An 18,536-nucleotide genomic window follows, 5' to 3' on the forward strand; every position below is an offset into this window, starting at 1 on the left:
TCCCACCGCCCCCTTCCCACCTCACAAGGACGTGACCATGCGCACCGCACTGAAGTTCTCCGCCGCCCTGGCCGCCGCCACCCTGGCCCTGACCACCCTCACCGCCTGTGGCGGGAAGTCCGGGTCCGCCGCCATGGACGACAAGAACGGCAAGATCAAGATCATGGTGGGAGGCCTCGACAAGGTCATCTATCTTCCCGCGAGACTCACCCAGCAGCTCGGCTACTTCGAGGACGAGGGCGTCCATGTCACCCTGCTCACAGAACCGGCCGGTGTGCAGGCCACCACCTCGCTGGTCTCCGGCGATGTCGAGGGCGTCGTCGGCTTCTACGACCACACCCTCGATCTGCAGGTCAAGGGCAAACAGGTCGAATCGGTGGTACAGCTCGCGCACGCCCCCGGCGAGGTCGAGGTCGTCTCCAACAAGGCGGCCAGTGAGCTCACCTCACCCAAGGACTTCAAGGGCAAGAAGCTGGGCGTCACCGGTCTCGGCTCCTCCACCGACTTCCTGACCAAATACCTCGCGGTGAAGAACGGTGTGCAGACGAACGAGTTCACACCGGTCGCGGTCGGCGCCGGCCAGACCTTCCTCTCGGCCCTCCAACAGGGCTCGATCCAGGGCGGGATGACGACGGACCCGACGGTCGCGCAGATCGTGGACAAGAACCTCGGCAAGGTCCTCATCGACATGCGCACCCCCGAGGGCTCGCAGAAGGCGCTCGGCGGCCCCTACCCCTCGTCCAGCCTCTACATGAACACCGACTGGGTGAACAGCCACAAGGGGACCGTGCGCAAGCTGGCCAACGCCTTTGTGAAGACCCTCAAGTGGATGTCCACGCACACCCCCGAGCAGATCGCGGCGAAGATGCCGTCCGACTACGCCCAGGGCGGCAAGGAGCTGTACATCCAGGCGATCAAGGACACCCTGCCGATGTTCACCGAGGACGGGGTGATGCCGGCCGACGGGCCCGCGACCGTCGAGCGCGTCCTGAAGGCCTTCAACCCCAACCTCAAGAACGCCACGGTGGACCTGAAGAAGACCTACACCACCGAGTTCGTCAAGAAGTCGGGCTGATCCGCGGACGGCGCGCAGCGGCTCAGACGAAGTTGATCTCCGCCCGGCCCAGCAGCGGATCGTCCACCAGCTGCCACAGCGGCACGGCGAAGTTGCCGAAGCCGTAGCGGCCGCCGAAATGCAGGCCCAGGACCCGGTGGTCGGTGAGGTCGATGACGGGTGAGCCGCTGTTGCCGCCGAGCGTGGAACAGTCGTGCTTGATGACGTTCTGGTCCGGCACCAGCTCCGTGGCGGTGCCGGGCTGCAGCCGCTTGACGTTGTAGATGTCCATGAAGATCCGGCGCATCGACTCCGGCTCGTTGCGCCGGCCGTCGTACGCCGGATAGCCCACGCAGTACACCGGGCGCCCGGGCAGGTCGGCGGGCGCGTCCGCGGCCACGGCCAGCGGAGCGGGCAGCGCCCCGCCACCGGCCGGCGGCGCGACCCGCAGCAGTGCCAGGTCCACGTCCTCGTGGATGCCCAGCACCTCGACGACGTCATAGGCGGGGCCGCCGCCGCCCGCGTCGCCGCCGTACTCCTCGCCCATGTCGAGCCGGGCGCCGATGCCCTGCTGGAAGGTCCAGCCGGTGCTGTCGCCACGGGCGAACTCCGCCGCCACATGACGGTTCGTCATCACCACGTCCGGGCCGACCAGGAACGCCGTGCCCAGCCAGTCCAGGCTCAGATGCCCGGACAGTTCGACCCGCCCGACCCGGGAGAGCGACGCACGGATCGCCGCCCGGTGGCCGTCCAGCACCGCCCAGTCGCCCTGCTGCGGCGCGAAGTCATGGTTCTGGACGAGGATGGCGGGGCGGCCTTCGAGCAGCACGATGGCTTCCATGCCGAAGGACTCGTCGTCGTCGATCTCGTCCGCGCGCCCCTCGGCGAGCTTCTCCAGACCGCTGACGCCCGCCGACAGCACCTTCGTCCGCTCCTGCTGGGCGAACTGCGCGATCTGCCCGGCGGGCAGCTCCTCGGCGGGCAGCTCCTCCAGGGATTCGGGGATCTCCCAGGACAGCCCGTCCTTCACCCGCGCCGCGACCTCCCGCAGATCCGAGAAGACCTGCTCGGGACCGGCCGCCACCGGTGATCTGCGCCGACTGTGCATCTCGCCTCCTCAGCCGCGCTGCGCGGCCTGTTGTGCCGTCTCGATCTCGGCATGGACACCGGGGCTGCTGGTCTGCAGATGGCGCATGATGCTGCGCATCTGGGTGCCGACATTGACGAAGGCCGTTGTTTTGCCCTGGAACAGCACGTTCTCCACCCGCCGCGTCCCCCGGTGGAGCGCCACCACCTTCCAGTCGTCCGTGAACACCGGCGACCCCGACGACCCGCCGCGGGTGTCGGTGAAGTAGCGGACATCGTTCTCGTCCGCCTCGTAGACGAGGTTGTTGCGCAGCGCGACCCTCTTCGGCTGGCCCCCGGGGTGCTGGATGATGTTGACGGCCACATAGTCGCCGCCGTCGACCTTCAGCGGTTCCGCCGCCAGCTTCAGCACCGGCCGCGCGGGCTCGGCGGCCAGCCGCAGCACCGCATAGTCGAGCGCCGCGTCCGCGGCGACGAGTTCGCTGACGGTGGCCTCCTCCGTCTCCACCTCATCGGTGTCGAAGTCGAACCGGGCGAGGGTGTGCCGGGCCTGGAGGCCCAGGTCCTCGGCGTCGGCCACCGGCCGCCCCTCCCCGGTGCCGGTCCTGGCGTTGACCACATGGTGGTTGGTGACCAGCAGGTCAGGAGCGATCAGCCACCCCGTACCGGAGTGCGGGAAACCGTTCGGCTGCAGCGGAGCGCCCCCTTGGTACGGCGGCACCTTGAGCCGGGCCACCGCGCCGCCCGCCAGCTCACCCCCGCGCAGGAAGCCGATCGGCACCGTGTCGTCGCGGTGGACGATCTGTTCCTTGAGCTCCGCGGCGGGGGAGGGCAGCCCGGCCAGCACATCCGGCTCACCGCCCGCCTTCCGTGCCACCTCGTCCAGGGCCTTCTGGAACACGGTGAGCGGCCCGGCCTCGGTGGTCTCGGCGACGGCGTTGCGCAGCCAGATCTCCAGCGGCACCGAGCCGTCCACCAGCCGCTCCACCCGGTTCATCTCGTTCAGGTCGGAGTGCGCCTGCCGTCCGGGCGCCGGATGGAGCGGCAGCGTGCTGCGGTACCGGGGCATGATGCCGTCGAGCAGCAGCGGCCGGACGGTGGGGTCGGCCAGTCCGGTCTCCACCGAGGCGTCCAGCACCTGGCGGATCTCGTCGGGTGAGAGATAGGCGGTCATCGGTCATCGGGCCCCGCGGGGCCGCTCCCTTCCTCCGGCGTACGGTTCTCGCGTTCCGGCCCGGAGGCCGCGTGGGCCGCCGAACGGGCACCGGTGCCCACGCCCATGGCCGCGGCCACCCCGGCGACGATCTCCCCGCTCTTGTCGGGCACGGCCAGCAGCCGCCGGGCGAGGGTGCCGAGGGTGCCGCGGTCCCGGGCCAGCCGCAGGATCCCGGTGATACCGGTCGGCGCGCCGCCGGCCGGCTGCCGGGACGGTCCCGCGGCCTCGTCCAGGATTCCCATCACCCGTCCCAGCAGCGCCGGCTGCCGGCTGGTCGCGCGGCGCATCGCCGCCCCCAGGGTGTCCAGCGTCTCGTCGTCGGCCGGCAGCCCCACCACCTCCAGCGCATGGTCGAGCGCACCGGGGGCCTGGTCGTAGATCTGCGAGGCGACCGCGCGGACCAGCACCGGCTGGTCGGCGAGCACGGCATCGGGCAACCTCCGCAGCCGCTCGGCGAGTTGCTGGTCCGCCTCCGGGTCGGCGCCGTCGGCGCCCGCCGTCAGCCGGGCGCGGGCCAGCAGCGCGCCCATCGCTTCGAGGTCCTGCCCCAGACCCACCGCGACATCCTCCGCCACCCGCAGGGCCCGGCCCGCGCTCGCCAGGTCGCCGGCCTCCTCCGAGAGCCGGGCGGAGAGCAGCAGCAGCTCCAGCCGGCGCTCCCCGCAGCCCGCGCGCTCCGTCGCATCGATGGCGTCCGCGGTGGCCCGGCGGGCCTCCTCCCGCCGCCCGAGCCGGTTGAGGGCCTCGGCGAGCAGGGCGTGCAGGGGGCTGCACGGGGTCCAGGGCTGTCGTCTGCCGAGCCGTTCGAAGGCCGCCTGGGCGTAGCCCTGGGAGAGCAGGTCCTCCACCTCGCGGGCCGCGATCCGTTCCCAGTCCTCCTGGTCGGCGCCCGCCGCGACCTGATCGGGAGTGCCGCCGCCGAGCCGGGCCGTCAGCAGGCCCGCGGCCCTCGGCGTCATGTCCTGCTGCGCCCCGACCAGGAACCGCTCGACGCCCGGCAGCCACCGCTCCTCCACCGAGCGCGGGTTCTCGTCGAGCCGCAGCCGGTGGTAGATCTCCTCGGCCCTGGCCTCCAGGCCGTCGCGCGTGGCGTAGTGCTCGACCGCGCGCCGCTCGACGGCGCGCATCACGGCGGTGCGGTCGCCGCCCGGCAGCCGCAGCATGATGGCGCGGACATCGCTGCGGTAGCGCACGGCGTCCGGGCGGACCGGCTCGACCATGTCCAGGCGTCTGAGCTCCTCGAAGAGCGCGCGGGCCTGGTCCGGCGTCGCCACGTGCAGCCCGCAGGGTCCGGCGAGCACCTCCTGGATGATCTCCGGGGTGATGACCCGGAGCACCAGCCCGGGATGGGCGAGCCGGCGTACCTCCTCGTTGCCGATGTGGCTGAGGATGCGCTCGTAGAGGATCCCCTGGACCAGCAACTGGTCGACCCGGCGGAAGACTTGATGGCGGCGTTCAGGCAGGCTGCGGATCAGCTCGCAGGTCCCCTCGGCATCCAGCCCCGCGAGCGTGGCGGCCCGTGCGGCCAGTTTCAGACTGAGCGGATGGCCGCCGACCCGGTCCGTCAGGGCCCGTGCCACTTCGGGGTCCTTGACGCCGCAGGACGTCAGCAGGCCGACGGCCGCCTCCGCATCGAGTTCACCGAGTTCGATGTCGAGCGATTCGACGGGCTTCGCCGGATGCTCGACCGGCGCCCGCCCGGAGACGATGAGCCGCATCCGCGGATAGATGCTCTGGAACGAGAGATAGATCGCCACCATCCGCCCCACCACCGGCGATCCGCGGTACTGGGCCTCCTCGAACGAGTCGACGACCAGCGCGAACGGCGGGTCCTCCGGGTGCTCCCCGTCCTTCCGGTCCGCCACCGCCCGCCGCAGGACATCGGCGAGCCGGCGGATCAGATCGGTCTCCCGTCCGGCGGCCAGCGACTGGAACTCCTGCGAGGAGCGGCGCCCCAGCACGGCCCGGGTGGTGGCGAGTTCATGCAGCTGGGTCACCCGCTCCTGGCCCTCCCGCTGGCTGCGGGCCGCCTGCTGGCACTCGTGCGCCAGCGCGTCCAGCTCGGCGCGGTGTGCCGGGAACTGGATGCCGAGCTGCCGGGCCGCCTCGGCGATCAGCGTGACCGGTTCCTGGATCGAGAGGGTGGGCCGCTCGAAGTCGATATAGGCGAACGGGAAGCAGCCGCCGGGGTCGTGGATGCTGTCGAGCACGAACTTGGCGAGCAGGGTGGTCTTGCCCATCCCGCCGGGACCGTGCACGACCAGCGGGGGGACCAGCGCCGGGCGCTGCGGATGACCGTCCGGTGGTGCTCCGGCCGCCGGGGACCCGCCGGGCCGCAGGACATAGTCCCGTAGCTCCGCGAGTTCGCGCGTGCGCCCCTGGAACGGCCACCGTACGAGGCGCTCCAGGGGATCGAGCAGCCTGGCCCGCTCCAGGGTGAGCTGCAGCTCCGCGGTGTCCGGCAGCCCCGTCGTGCCCGGTACCCGCGAGAGCCACAGCACCGCCTGGAGGGCGTCGGCCAGTTCGTCGGTGGTCAGCCCGTCCGTCGCCGGGGGGCGGCCGGAGAGATAGGCCAGACAGAAGCGTTCCGGGCCGGGTTCGGCCGGAAGCTGGTCGAGATGGCACTCCAGGACGCGCCGGGCCGCCTCGGGCCCGGCCAGCCCGCGCAGCGTCCGTTCCCGGACATCGGACTTGAGGGACCATCCGCCCTGGTCCTGCATCCCCATGGTCGTGCAGTCGTCGACCAGTTCCAGGACCGCGCCGCCGGTGGCGGCCTCCTCACCGGGCAGCCGGAGCCGCTGTGGATCGAAACGGCTCAGCAGACAGGCCGCCTCCCGGTAGGCCCGGCGGGCGTCGGAGACCTCCTGGGGCCGCTCCTCATCCGGGTGCAGCTCCGCGCGTAAGCGGGCGACGAACAGCTCCCGTGCCGCGGCGGGGTCCATCGGGAGGCGGTCAGAGGGACTGGTAGACACGGATGGCCCCCTCCGCTGCCGTGCAGAGTTTCCGCATATAGCTCTCGCGGTCCCCACCGTCCGTCGCGGTGGCCTGGAGCACCTCGTGCACGGCCGCGTCCACGAGCGTGGAGATGGCGGATTCCCGGAGCTGCCCCGTACCGAGGATCTCCGGTGGCGACTCATGGAAGGCCTGGTCGAAGAAGGTGCGCAGATCGTCGGCTTCGGCGATCCGGGCGGTGTCCCAGGCCAGGTTTCCCCGCAGGTCGTAAGGGAGTTGACGCATCGAGCGCCCGTACCCGAGGAGCACCAGCCGGGGCGCCTGGTCTCCGCGGACGGCGGCGTGCTCGTAGATGGCCATGCCGAGTTGACCGATGAAGTCCCACACATCGGAGCTGGGATCGAGCTTGTCGCATTCGTCGAGGACCAGCCAGAAGCGCTCCTCGACGGCGGTCGCCCGGCCGGCCACCCAGTGCGCGGCCTCGTCGATCGACGGCAGCAGGTCGTTGAGTTCCGTGGGGTTCAGCGGTGCGGCGCCCTCCTGCGGATCGGCGACGAAGTCGGCCAGCCGGCGGACGACCTTGGCGGCGGTCGCGGTGTGCGACAGGGTGACCCGCACCGGACGGAACCCGCTGTGCTGCCCGATATGGCGGAGGAAGTTGTAGGTGTACGACCTGCCGCTGCCCGGCTCGCCGTCGACCAGCAGAATGAACGTATGGGGGTCCTCGACGAACCGGCGCAGGGTCTCCCGCAGATCCTGGCGGTCGATGAACGCCTCGGTGCCGTTCTTCAGGACACAGGTGCGGAAATTGTCCCGTGCGGCGTGGGCGCGGAAGTCCTCCCGCAGCCGGGCCAGGAATTCCTGGGCCTTCACGATGTCCGGAAGCACGGCCAGCCGGTCGATCGTGGTGACGGCCTCGACCAGTCGCAGCTGCCGCTGGATATCCGTGCGCGACTGGTGCACGAGCGTGCGGGCATTGTCCGTGCTGAGATGCGTCAGCCGCAGCGCGCCGATGAATTCCGGCGGGAATCCGTACTGGGCGAGCTGCGTATGCGGATCGGTGGTGTCGAGCAGATAGTTGCGCACCCACGTGGTGACCAGGTCCCACTCGGTTTCCGTCAACGGCATGCCGCACCTACCCGGTACCGTCGAAGATCCGCTGAACCGGCGTCCTGACCTCGTGCTGCGAGAGATATTCGCTGATGCCGTGGTGATTGCTGCTGTCATTCGTGACCAGCAGATCGGTGACCCGTTCCTGCGGGGCGTACTCGGGCCGCAGAGTGTGGTCGAGCGCCACCAGATCCCGCAGGTCCGAGGCGTTGCGCCAGGCCGCCACCCCGGCCGGGACCGCCGGCGGCCGCGCCAGATGGTCCTGCACCTCGGAGATCGCCAGCGGCGATCCGACGGTGACCAGCAGCTCCACCTCCCGCCCCTGCTCCATCAGCACCTCGTAGGCGATGATCGTGCCCAGGCTGTGGCCGACCACCACCAGCGGGCCGCCGTCCACACCCGCCAGCGTCTCCTTGACCACCTCGCGCATCGCCGGCCCCGCCCCGCCGAAGAAATAGGCGTGCACGTCCTTGAAGGCGTGCTTGACCAGCAGCCGGAACACCGCCGTACGGCCGGACCGGGGCATCGGCAGCGCCTCCAGCGGCAGCTCCGCACCGGGCTCCTCGTCCTCCCCGGTCTGTGCCAGCGTGTCCGCGAGATACGTCATGTCCCGCAGCCAGTCGACCAGCGCGCTCTCATCGGCCCCGGCCCGCCCCTCCAGCGCGATCTCACCGGCTTCGAGCCGCGCTTCACCCAGCGTCCGCGCCACGAAATCCTCCGGCGGCTCCGCCCCGGCCCGGTCCGCGGCGGCCGGCATCTCCTCGATCAGCTCCGTCCGGCCGTCCAGCGGATCCGGCCGGAAATCGGGGAGCGGCGCCGGATAGCGCACCGGCGCCCAGTACGCCATCCGCGACGCCCCGGCCATGTCCCGGCCGAACAGCGCGGTGTCCCACTGGGACTTGAGCAGCTCCGAGCGGACCTTGTTCCCGTTTCCGTGGACATAGACGACCCTGGGTTGCATTGCTCGCGCCTCCTGGCCTCAGCCGCGCTGCAGCATGATGTCGTCGTACGACGCCAGCCGCTTCCAGCGCTCGGCAGGGGCGAGGACGACGGGCATCAGATCGACGGCGGGCAGCGGCCCCAGGTCCAGCGAGGTCAGCTCGGCGACATCCTTCACCGGAACCTGGAACGTCCGGAACGCGCCCAGCGGCGGCGGCGCGCCCGCCTGCGCACCGGCCAGGGCCCGCTCGGCGTCCCGGGTCAGATCGGGGCTCTGGTCGAGGACGTACGCCGTCGCCGCCAGCGCGCCGTCCTGGAGGAACGCCGCCACCTTCCAGAAGCGCAGCGGCACTTGTACGCCCCGGTACGGCGGGTCGGAGTCGTGCAGTACGGGTCCGGTGAGGACGGCAAGCTTGCGGTCGAAGTCGGCGGCGTGGTCGAGCAGATAGTTCTCCAGCCCCTGCCACAGCTGCTTGCCCTGGTTGAAGACATCCGCCTGCGGGGCGGCGTTCGTGTAGTGAAAGGTGTCCTCATTGGCCTGGTTCGCCTCCGCGGCCGTACCCCACACGGGGTCGAGCCGGCGCACCAGATGTCCCCTGTCCAGGGAGTTGTCGCGGTACACGTCATTGCCCGTCTGATGGGCCTCGTCCAGCCGCGGATCGAACTGCCAGCCGCTCTCCCGTGGCACGTTCTCCAGCAGACGCCGACCGTCGATACAGACCGCGGTGGCCGCCGCCATCCGCCGGTCCGGGCGCAGCACCACGGTGAAGTGGGTGTAGGGCAGCACCACCGTCTCCACCTCGGGACGGCTGGGCACCGGCAGCGGTACCGGAACCCCGAGGAAGTGCTCGTCATAGCCCGCACGGTCCACCAAAGGAGGCCGGGAAGCGGTCCCGGCCGTCGCGCCCGCGGCCCGTGGGGAGTCTGATGGGATCATGGGATTAGCGCTTCCCGGTGGTGCGGAGCGCCGATCGGTGCCCACCTCGAAGCCACTCGAACAGCCGCCCGCCCCGGCACCGCTCCGCCTGCGGCGGGACCGTTCAGACGGTGGCGCGCGGCACCGCGTCCGGACGCCGGCGGGCCACGCGGGCCGGATCCCGTATACCGGGGCCTCAGTCGGCGGGGTAGATGTCTCCGCTGGCCATACCGCTTTCCTGCTCGCTCTGGGACCGGAGCCTGCGCGCCTTCTCCTGAAGCCGCTTCCGCTCCTCCGGGTCGGCGGCCCGCTCCGCGGCCGCCTGCAGTTCCTGGGCCTTGTCCCGCATCTGCTGGATGCGTGCGCGTGATTCTCCTGATGCGCTCATGATCTGTCCTTGAACGGTGAATGGAGAGCTGCATTTACCAGCCTAATCAGGGTCGACGGCCCTTGGCACTCGGGCGTCACGCTCCGTACGGGCGGGTGTCCGGGCGTAATTCCCGGAGCGGAACAAGCATCGCGGGCGCCCCTTTTTCCGGGTGCGCGGAACCGGACCGGTCCGGCCGGAACGTGACCGCCGGCCGCGGCACGCCCGGGTATACCGGCGTGTCTCCACCGGATGGCCTTCCTGAATGGCGAGGGCGGCCCGTAGGGACGTTGGCTGAAGCACAGCACGCTCAAAGTCCGCCGAGTGTCAGCGCTTCTGGTGTTTGACGCTCCCCTCGTTCAGTGGAGTCCCTCCATGTCATCCGAACCAGCTCTTTGTGGGGGCGACGCCGAACTGTCCTCGACAGAACCCGGCGAGCACTTTCCGCCCATGACCCCTGAGAAAAACTCGGCCCGCACACTTCTGTGGGAGGCAGTCACCCATCGGCCCTTGGAGGAAGTCGCTGCCCTTGTGGAACGGCTCAAGCGCAGTGGCGACGTTCCCAACCCCGGCGACGAAGCCCTGCGCATGGCGGTCGTTTCCCGTCCGGTGAGCGAGGTCGCCGCGCTCTTCGACATGCTCAGCGCCACCCCGCACACCGCGGAATCGAGCCATGAGGCCCTGTGCGCGGTGGCCGTCGACCGGCCCGTGGAGGAGGTCGCGCAGCTGATCGAGCTGTTCGACCGGACGAACGGCGGCGGCGAGATCCACGGCCTCATGGATCCCTTCCCGCCCGGCCCCGGCGGATACGGCGGTCCCGGCGGCCAAGGCGGTCCCGTTGACCCCGTCGAACCGGAGCGCACCGCGTCCATGCACGTCCTCGACCCCGATGTCCGCCCTCTGGGCCGCGACGGGCAGCCGCTGTACACCGCGCAGAACGAGTCCGCGATGCACCAGCAGCCGAGCCGTCCCCCCTGGGCCCAGCGGCCCGCCGGCGCCATGCCGCAGGGCGGTCCGCGCTGGGCGCCCGCGGACGAGGCGCCCCGTCAGCCGGGCTACGCGGTCCCCGGCGTGCTGCGGTCCGTACTGCGCTGGCCCGCGGCCCTGGCCCTCGCACTGTGTGGGCTGAGCCATCTGCCGGTGAACACCTCGCACATGCAGGGCGCCCAGGCGGCCGCCGGGCTCTCGATGGCCATCGCCATCGTCTACCTGCTGCTGGCCGGCTGGCTGGCGATGCACGACACCGCCCTGGTCTGGACGGTGAGCGCCGCCGCGGCGATGATCATCATCGCGCTGCACGCCCTGTCCCGGGCCGGGGTCTTCGCCCCGCTGGGCAGCGGCTTGGGCGACACGGGCATGTGGCCCGAACTTCTCGCGGTGGGGCTGGCGATCGTCAGCGCCGGGTTCGCGGGTGCGGCGCTGCTCTACCGCCCGCGCCGTATGGGCACGGCCGCCGCGTAACCGCCGACGGCACAGCGGCCGCCAAGGGCGCGGGCCGGGACCCAGGTCAGGGTCCCGGCCCGCGCCCTTGGCGTGTGCGTCAGCCGCGCGGAGCGTCCGTAACACCCGGCAGGCTGCCCTCCGTACGAGCCACGTGGTCAGGAACGCCGTGGTCAGGAACGTCCCGCCGCCCCCGCGTTGGCGTTCGGCCTCCGCCCGGGCGTGTTCCCGCCCCCGGGACCACCCGTGTCCCCACCGGGGCCGCACCGGGCGTTCATTCCCTGGCCGAGCTCCGGCGCAGCACCCAGGTGGGCAGCGCGAACCAGCAGAGGATGAACCAGCCGACGAGCCCGCTGACGATCCAGGGGACGGCGGAGTCGTCCATCGCGATGCGCAGGATCAGCAGCAGGGCGGAGGCGACCGTCGCCAGCAGGAGCACGATCCCGACCATGGACAGGCGCGAGGCCCAGAGCACCGTCTCCGGCTTCAGCCGGTGACCGGTGACCAGCCGGTGGAAGGTCACCGTCCCGATCAGCGCGCCGGTCGTGGCCGCCCCCAGCAGGACCGTCACCACGTAGATGGTCTGGTCGGTCTGTCCGAGCGTGGCGAAGCGCGGGGTGAAGACGACGGTGAGCAGAAACCCGAAGAGGATCTGCACACCGGTCTGTATGACCCGCACCTCCTGCAGCAAGTCGTTCCACCGCCGGTCGGCACGCTCTTCCGGCGACTCATGACGCCCCTGCGACGTCTCACGGGGGCCCAGCGCGTTCACCTGGACTCCCGCTCCTTCTTGCCGGTACGGAACGCCAGCTCGTTGTTCTCCACCTCCACGCGCACCTCGTCACCGGACGACAGCGCACCGTCGAGCAGCAGCCGCGAGAGCATGTTGTCGATCTCGCGCTGAATGGTGCGCCGCAGCGGCCGGGCCCCGTATTCGGGCTGGTGGCCGCGGTGGGTGAGCCAGTCCACGGCACCGGGGGAGAAGTCCACGGCGATGTCCTGGGCATGCAGCCTGCGGCGGGTCCCGTCGAGCAGGAGCCCGGTGATCTGGCGCAGCTGGTCGTCGGTGAGCCGGCGGAAGACGATGATCTCGTCGAGCCGGTTCAGGAACTCCGGGCGGAAGTGTTCGCGCAAGGAGCTCAGCGCCCGTTCCCGCGCGCCGTCGCCGGCCTCCGCCCCCGAGATGTCCGGTCCGAAACCGAGCACTCCCCGGCCGCCGCTGAGCGCATCGGAGCCGAGGTTGCTGGTCATCACGATGACGGTGTTCTTGAAGTCGACCGTGCGGCCCTGGGAGTCGGTCAGATGCCCGTCGTCGAGGACCTGGAGCAGCATGTTGAAGACATCGGGGTGCGCCTTCTCCACCTCGTCGAGCAGCAGCAGCGAATACGGGTGGTGGCGCACCGCCTCGGTCAGCTGGCCCGCGTCCTCGTGGCCGACGTACCCGGGCGGCGCACCCACCAGCCGGCTGACGGTGTGCCGCTCCTGATACTCACTCATGTCCAGCCGCACCATGCGCTCCTCGCTGCCGAAGAGCGCCTCGGCCAGCGCGCGGGCCAGTTCGGTCTTGCCCACACCGGTCGGGCCGAGGAAGAGGAAGCTGCCGATCGGGCGCTCGGGGTCGGCGAGTCCGGCCCGCGAACGCAGGATCGCGTCGGAGACGGCCGTGACCGCGTCGTCCTGTCCGATCACCCGGGTGTGCAGCCGCTCCTCCAGCCCGAGCAGCCGCTCCTTCTCCTCCTGGGTCAGACTGCTCACGGGCACACCCGTCTGCCGCGACACGATCTCCGCGAGGTCCTCCGCGGTGACCTGCACGATGTGGCAGTCGTTCGGCGGCTCCGCCTGGCCGGCCTCGATCCGTGCGGTGAGGTCGGCGATCCGGTCCCGCAGCTCGGTGGCCCGTTCGTACTGCTCCGAGGCGACCGCCTGGTCCTTGTCCCTGACCAGCTGCTCCACCTCGCGTTCCAGATCGCGTATGTCGGTGGCCTTGGCGCCCGAACGGAGCCGGACCCGGGCGCCCGCCTGGTCGATCAGGTCGATCGCCTTGTCGGGGAGGAATCGGTGGGCGATGTAGCGGTCCGAGAGCTCGACCGCCGCCAGCAGCGCCTCCTTGGTGTAGCGCACCTGGTGATGGGCTTCGTAGCGGTCCTGCAGCCCGCGCAGGATCTCCACGGTGTCGGAGACGCTCGGCTCGGGCACGAGGATGGGCTGGAAGCGACGGGCGAGCGCGGCGTCCTTCTCTATGTGCCGCCGGTACTCCTCCAGGGTGGTGGCGCCGATGACATGCAGTTCCCCGCGCGCGAGGGCGGGCTTGAGCATATTGCTCGCCTCCAGGGAACCGCCGTCCCCGCTGCCGCCGCCGGCTCCGACGACCGTGTGGAGCTCATCGATGAAGACGATCAGCGAGTCGGAGTGCGCGCGGACCTCCTCGATGATGGCGTTCATCCGCTCCTCGAAGTCGCCGCGGTAGCGGGTGCCGGCGAGGACGGCCGTCAGGTCCAGCGCGACCACGCGCCGCCCCGCGAGGGTTTCGGGGACGTCCCCGTCGGCGAGGCGCTGGGCCAGGCCCTCCACGATCGCGGTCTTTCCGACCCCCGCGTCGCCGACCAGCACCGGATTGTTCTTCCCCCGGCGGGAGAGCACCTCGATGGTCTGCTCGATCTCCTCCGCACGGCCGATGACCGGGTCGATCCGGCCCGCGCGGCCCAGGTCGGTCAGATCGCGGCTGTATTTGTCGAGCGTCGGGGTGTCGTGCTTGGGTGCGGCGCCGTGCTCGGTGCCCGGGTGCGTGGCGCCGGGGCCGCCTTGCGGGGCGGCCTGCGGCTCGAAGTGGGCGAGGTTCAGAATGCGCCCCGCCGCCGAGTCCGGATTGGCCGCCAGGGCGTCCAGCACATGCTCCGGGCCGATGTACGAGGCGCCGTTGTCCCGCGCCAGCTCGTGCGCGCTCAGCAAGGCCCGCTTGACCGCGGGCGTCACGGCGACGCTGGCCTGTTTCGGGCCCGAGCCGGCGGCGCGGTCGATCTCGGCCGCCAGCGCGTCGGGGTCCGCCCCCGCGTGCTGGAGCATGCTGCGGGTCGGTTCGGCCGCCAGGGCGGCCCGCAGGAGGTGCTCGGTGCCGAGCTCGGGACTGCCGTGCTCGGCGGCGTAGGCCGCTGCGGAGGTCACCAGATCCCGGGCGGGGGCGCTCATCATGCGTGCGATGTCCGCCTGCCGGGGCATGGGCTGCCCCTGCTCACCACCCGTGGACTGCGCGGAACCGAAGAAGCGCGCGAGGAAGTCACCGAACGGGTCCGGGCCGTAACCCTCCGGACCCATGAATCCATTGCTCATGTGTGTCCGTTCCGCTGTCACGGCGGTACCGCGACATGCTGCCTTGTCGGGTGCCTTGTGCTGTTGCCTGGTGCTCCTGCCCTGCCGGGTGCCCGGAAGACGCGACACGACACGTCGTACGCGACTCCACTGCTTCAGGATCAGGGCCCGCAACTCCATCCGCACCCGGGCAGCCGGAGCCGGGCACACCCCGTCCCGCTCCAGACGTCCGGCCCGGCGCGCACCACGGCACCGGACGGGGGAGGGCCGCGGCGGAAGTGGTCTGCGGGGCGGGCGGCGGAGGCGTCACATCTCCTTGTGGATACGGGTCAGATCGGCGGTGAGGGCGTCGAGCCAGATCACGGAGTCGAGCAGCAGCGCGGCGGAGACCGCGCGGGTCTCCGTGTCGGGGCTGTCGCGCGGGATGGCCGGGGTGACCGCCAACAGGGCGCGGATGTCGAGTGGTTGAGGATGGTCCCGGGGCGTGCCGCGGTCCGTGCAGAGGTGCCGGGCGAGGGACCGGTAGTCGGCCGCCGTCCGGTCGGCGGCGTGGCGCAGCCAGGTGCCGACGTCCTGCGAGGCGATCCGGCCGGGACGGTCGGGCAGCAGCCGCTCACCGCGCCGCGCGTCCTTCCCGGCCACCAGCAGCGCGGGCCAGTCCGGCTGCGGAGTGTCCTCCCGAGGCTCGGACTGGTACTGGGCCAGGCTCTCCTGCGCGAGGCCGAGGGCGCGGTTGAGAGCGAAGATATCGGTGCTGCCGGAGCGTTCGACGACCCGTGCGGTGGTGTATCCGATGGCGTCGGCGATGGCCGAGCACAGCCCCGCCATGCTTCTGCGCACCTCGCTGCCGGCACCCCGTGGCCAGGCCACCAGCCCGCAGGCCAGCCCGATGAGGCTGCCGACCAGCACATCCACCAGCCGGACCGGGGCCAGCTGCCAGGTGACGGGGGAGACCTGAGCAAACAGCGTGGCCACGACCAGGGTGAAGCCGCCCTGCGCCCAGGCCAGCCCGCGCAACGGCCCCGCGATGAACGCCACCAGCATGACCACCGGCAGCACGACGGCGTACACCGTGTCCCGGTCGTGGACCAGCGCCAGCATCCCGCCCGCCAGCACCGCACCGACCAGCGTGCCGGTGAGCGCCTGCCGGACCGCGGACCAGGTCTCCAGACTGGTCGTACGGGTCAGGGTGAGCGTGGCGAGCAGGACCCAGAAGCCGTGCTGCAGGTCGAGGAGTCCGGCGATGGCCCGGGCCGCGGCCAGCCCGAGCGCGAACCGGCAGGCGTTCTGGAAGATCACCGAGCGGGGTGTGAGGTGCATGGTCAGCCGCTGCCACCACAGCTCCGGGAAGCGGACCCGCGCGTAGGCGAAGGTGTGCCCGGCGGGGTTCCGTTCGACGGTACGGTCGCCCAGCATCAGCCGGGTGGCCAGGACGAGGACGACGGCGCAGTCGGCGGCCTGCACCACCTGGGACCGGCGGCGCAGATAGACCAGCCGGTCGTCGGTGCCGAGCCGTTCCAGGGTGTCCACGGCGCGGTGGGCGCGGACCGGGGCAAGCTCTTCCTGGAGGGCCGAGGCGGACGGTCCCGCGCCGGGCCGCAGCCGCTTCCCCTGCCGCAGTGCGTCCGCCGCCCCGCGGGCGGCGGCGCTGATGCCCTCCAGCAGCACCACCGTCTCCGGGTGGTACTTCTGGTGCTGCCCGGCCCCGGTGTGCAGGTCGTCCAGCCGGGACAGCAGGGTGCGGACGGCTTCGGCGGCGTGCGCCATGGCCTTGTGCGGGAGGGTGGGGGACGCGGGCCGGTCGGCGGGCGGCACACAGGTGGGACGGAGCGCCTCCCCTGCCGTGTGCGCCTGGGCGAGCGCCTGTACGGGCGGGGGCCCGCCGTGGTGGTCGGCCAGGCGCGCGGCCGCGTCGGCGGCGTCGGCCAGCAGCCGGCGGAAGGACGGGGTGTCCGGTTCGGGCATCAGGAAGCGCTGGGCCAGTGCCAGCAGGACCGCTCCCAGCAGGAAGCCGGACAGCCGCTGGCCCAGGAAGTCCGGGGCGTACGGCGGGAAACACGGCAGGATGTAGAGCAGCTGCATCCCGGGTGCCGCCCCGGCGATCCGCGGGCCGGTGGTGCCCGCGTACGCCACCACGAAGCCGATGACGAGCATGCCGACGACGGCCGCCCAGGTCTGGACGGCCAGCAGCGTGCCCAGCGTGACCAGCACGAGCCCGGCGGGGATCGCGGTGAGCACGGTCGTGGCGCGCTGCCGCCCGGATCCGGGAATCCGGGCGAGCGCACCGAGCGACACCACGGTGAAGGTGGCGTAGACGGACATGACGGTCAGGCCGAGCCCGTAGCGGCAGAGATAGAAGGCGGCACAGGAGGCGGTCGTCACCCGGACCGCGTTGCCGACCACCGTGCGGTGCCCCTGCAGTCCGTGTTTGCCGTGCTCCAGCAGGTAGCGCAGCCTGCGCAGCCCGGCCTTGACGGGCCCGCCGGCCGCACGCCGCGGCCCGGACCCCGGAGAAGCTCCCTGCGGAGGGCTCACCTTTCCACTATTGGCCAGCGGGTCCCGGTCCGCACCCGCCGCCCGGCCGCCCCGGACTCCGCGAACGGCCGCGCCTCGACCGCCCCCTGCTGCGGCGCGGCGCCGAGTGACGCCTGCCACGCGCACGTCCCTGCCCGCCGGCGCCCCGGCCCACGCCGAGGCCACCTCCCGGAGGTGTTTCCAACCGACATACCTCTAGCAGGAATGCCAAGAAGCAGAACGGGAGTTGGCGCTGAGCGGCCGGGCGGGGGACCGGCGCGGACCGTAGGATGCGCGACGTGACGGAGATGAGGACGGGCGCCACGGACACCGGCGATGCCGAGCGACCGGCGCTGCCGGCGACCAGTTGGGCGGTGCTCGGGCTGCTCTCCTTCGGTGAGGAGCTGTCCGGCTACGACCTCAAGAAATGGTCCGACTGGTCGCTGCGCCTCTTCTACTGGAGTCCGTCCTTCAGCCAGATCTACGGTGAGCTGAAGCGTCTGGAGAAGGTCGGTTACGTCACCTCGCGGATGGTGGCCCAGGAGACCGGCAACCGCGACAAGCGGGTGTACGTGATCACCGACGCGGGGATGGCGGCGGTCCGTCACTGGGCGCGCGAGGCGCCCGTGGAGCCCCCCGTCCTCAAACACGGCGTGATGCTGCGGATGTGGCTGGGCCATCTGCTGGAGACCGACCGGATGCGGGAGGTGCTGGGCCGGCACCGGGAGTACGCGGAGACCATGCGGCAGCGCGCCGAGGTGGACGTCGAGGACGCCTGCGGCGAGGAGGCCTGGGCCTACCCCGCACTCGTCCTGAAGTGGTCGGAGCGCTACTACGCCTCCGAACGGGACCTGGCCGATGCCATGCTGGCCGACCTGGACGAGCGGGACCGCCGGCGCCTGTAGGGCGCGGGTCCATCGATCGGTCAGTGGCCATGGCGGCCTTGGCCTTGGCTGCCGCTTTGGCTGCCGCCGTGGTCGCCACCGCCGGGAAAGCCACTCATTGAGCCGATCTCGGCAGCGATCCTGCGCCCCTCGCTCCGAGGCGCGGCCCGATTGTCAGAGCCCTGTGGAACACTCCCGTCACCGTTCGAGAAACGGACCGAACAAGCGCTAGACCAAGGGGGATTGGCTTCATGGGCGTGAGCATCGGCTTCATCAGTGCGACAACGGAGGAGCTGGACAGGGCGGAGAAGGACCCGAGTTGGGCCGACGACTACGTCTTCACGCTGTACGCCGACGATGACTTCCCGAGGCCGGACCGTCCCTACGGTGGTCCGGACAAGGCATGGGCCGGCCTCCAGTTCCTGCTCGACGAGACGGATGTGCGGCTCGACTTCCTGATGGACGGGTTCCCGATCCTGGAGGACGGCAGCCTGTTCGGATGGTCTGCGGAGCAGATCGAGAGCGTGGCCCGGCAACTGCAGGCGACCCCGTGGGAGCAGTTGGCGGCCCACTACGCCCCGGAGAAGATGACGAAGGAGGACGTGTACCCCAACATGTGGAGGTTCGACGCCGAGGGCGAGCTGGAGTGGCTCGAGCGCGCCTACGAGGAACTCGTCCCCTTCTTCGTCAAGGCGGCCGACGGTGGCTATGGGGCCTTTATGACCTTCAGCTTCTAGAGGGAGACGCCCCCT

14 protein-coding genes are annotated in these 18,536 nt (G+C 71.3%); 4 read left to right on the forward strand and 10 right to left on the reverse strand.

Going from position 1 to position 18,536, the window contains the following annotated elements:
• Positions 1-37: 37 nt before the first annotated feature.
• Entirely contained in the window at positions 38-1,075 is a 1,038-nt protein-coding gene (locus STRNI_RS36975; protein WP_159491112.1) for an ABC transporter substrate-binding protein, read from the forward strand.
• 22 nt (positions 1,076-1,097) lie between these two features.
• Here STRNI_RS36975 and STRNI_RS36980 read toward each other — a convergent pair whose 3' ends face one another.
• The 7 genes from STRNI_RS36980 to STRNI_RS37010 form a co-directional block, all read right to left on the reverse strand.
• Positions 1,098-2,162 (reverse strand): trypsin-like serine peptidase, encoded by a 1,065-nt coding sequence (locus tag STRNI_RS36980; RefSeq protein WP_274733535.1) that lies wholly within the window; start codon positions 2,160-2,162, stop codon positions 1,098-1,100.
• Positions 2,163-2,171: 9 nt separating this feature from the next.
• On the reverse strand, positions 2,172-3,314 hold the full coding sequence (locus STRNI_RS36985; RefSeq protein WP_093638308.1) for a trypsin-like peptidase domain-containing protein: 1,143 nt from the start codon (positions 3,312-3,314) through the stop codon (positions 2,172-2,174).
• On the reverse strand, positions 3,311-6,328 hold the full coding sequence (locus STRNI_RS36990; protein ID WP_277412796.1) for an AAA family ATPase: 3,018 nt from the start codon (positions 6,326-6,328) through the stop codon (positions 3,311-3,313). The genes STRNI_RS36985 and STRNI_RS36990 overlap by 4 nt, the downstream gene beginning before the upstream one ends.
• Positions 6,309-7,436, reverse strand: coding sequence for a P-loop NTPase family protein (locus STRNI_RS36995; RefSeq protein ID WP_093638303.1), 1,128 nt, complete (start codon positions 7,434-7,436; stop codon positions 6,309-6,311). Before STRNI_RS36995 ends, STRNI_RS36990 begins: the two co-directional genes overlap by 20 nt.
• A gap of 7 nt (positions 7,437-7,443) precedes the next feature.
• Positions 7,444-8,379 carry an alpha/beta fold hydrolase gene (locus tag STRNI_RS37000; RefSeq protein WP_148588317.1) on the reverse strand — a complete coding sequence of 312 codons (936 nt, stop codon included), beginning with the start codon at positions 8,377-8,379 and terminating at the stop codon, positions 7,444-7,446.
• An 18-nt stretch (positions 8,380-8,397) separates the two neighbouring features.
• Positions 8,398-9,228 (reverse strand): DNA/RNA non-specific endonuclease, encoded by an 831-nt coding sequence (locus STRNI_RS37005; protein ID WP_266439874.1) that lies wholly within the window; start codon positions 9,226-9,228, stop codon positions 8,398-8,400.
• A gap of 241 nt (positions 9,229-9,469) precedes the next feature.
• Positions 9,470-9,661, reverse strand: a complete 192-nt coding sequence (locus STRNI_RS37010) for a DUF6381 family protein (RefSeq protein WP_093638294.1) — start codon at positions 9,659-9,661, stop codon at positions 9,470-9,472.
• A 429-nt stretch (positions 9,662-10,090) separates the two neighbouring features.
• On the opposite strand from STRNI_RS37010, the gene STRNI_RS37015 reads away from it, so the two are divergent.
• Positions 10,091-11,101, forward strand: coding sequence for a hypothetical protein (locus STRNI_RS37015; RefSeq protein ID WP_244967542.1), 1,011 nt, complete (start codon positions 10,091-10,093; stop codon positions 11,099-11,101).
• A 253-nt stretch (positions 11,102-11,354) separates the two neighbouring features.
• Here the strand turns inward: STRNI_RS37015 and STRNI_RS37020 are convergent, their stop codons facing one another.
• The 3 genes from STRNI_RS37020 to STRNI_RS37030 form a co-directional block, all read right to left on the reverse strand.
• Entirely contained in the window at positions 11,355-11,852 is a 498-nt protein-coding gene (locus STRNI_RS37020) for a DUF6328 family protein (RefSeq protein ID WP_148588315.1), read from the reverse strand.
• Entirely contained in the window at positions 11,849-14,407 is a 2,559-nt protein-coding gene (locus STRNI_RS37025) for an ATP-dependent Clp protease ATP-binding subunit (protein WP_277412797.1), read from the reverse strand. The genes STRNI_RS37020 and STRNI_RS37025 overlap by 4 nt, the downstream gene beginning before the upstream one ends.
• A 285-nt stretch (positions 14,408-14,692) precedes the next feature.
• Complete coding sequence (locus STRNI_RS37030; RefSeq protein WP_159491134.1) at positions 14,693-16,921, reverse strand: FUSC family protein; 2,229 nt, start codon at positions 16,919-16,921, stop codon at positions 14,693-14,695.
• Positions 16,922-17,208: 287 nt separating this feature from the next.
• Here STRNI_RS37030 and STRNI_RS37035 point away from each other — a divergent pair, with 287 nt between their 5' ends.
• Together STRNI_RS37035 and STRNI_RS37040 are read left to right on the forward strand one after the other, a co-directional pair.
• The gene (locus STRNI_RS37035) at positions 17,209-17,805 is read left to right on the forward strand and encodes a PadR family transcriptional regulator (RefSeq protein WP_277413375.1); all 597 of its coding nucleotides are present in this window, start codon (positions 17,209-17,211) and stop codon (positions 17,803-17,805) included.
• A 230-nt stretch (positions 17,806-18,035) separates the two neighbouring features.
• Entirely contained in the window at positions 18,036-18,521 is a 486-nt protein-coding gene (locus STRNI_RS37040; protein WP_277412798.1) for a YfbM family protein, read from the forward strand.
• Positions 18,522-18,536 lie beyond the last annotated feature (15 nt).

The sequence above is a fragment of the Streptomyces nigrescens genome (assembly GCF_027626975.1).
In the GTDB taxonomy this organism is placed as follows: Bacteria; Actinomycetota; Actinomycetes; order Streptomycetales; family Streptomycetaceae; genus Streptomyces; species Streptomyces nigrescens.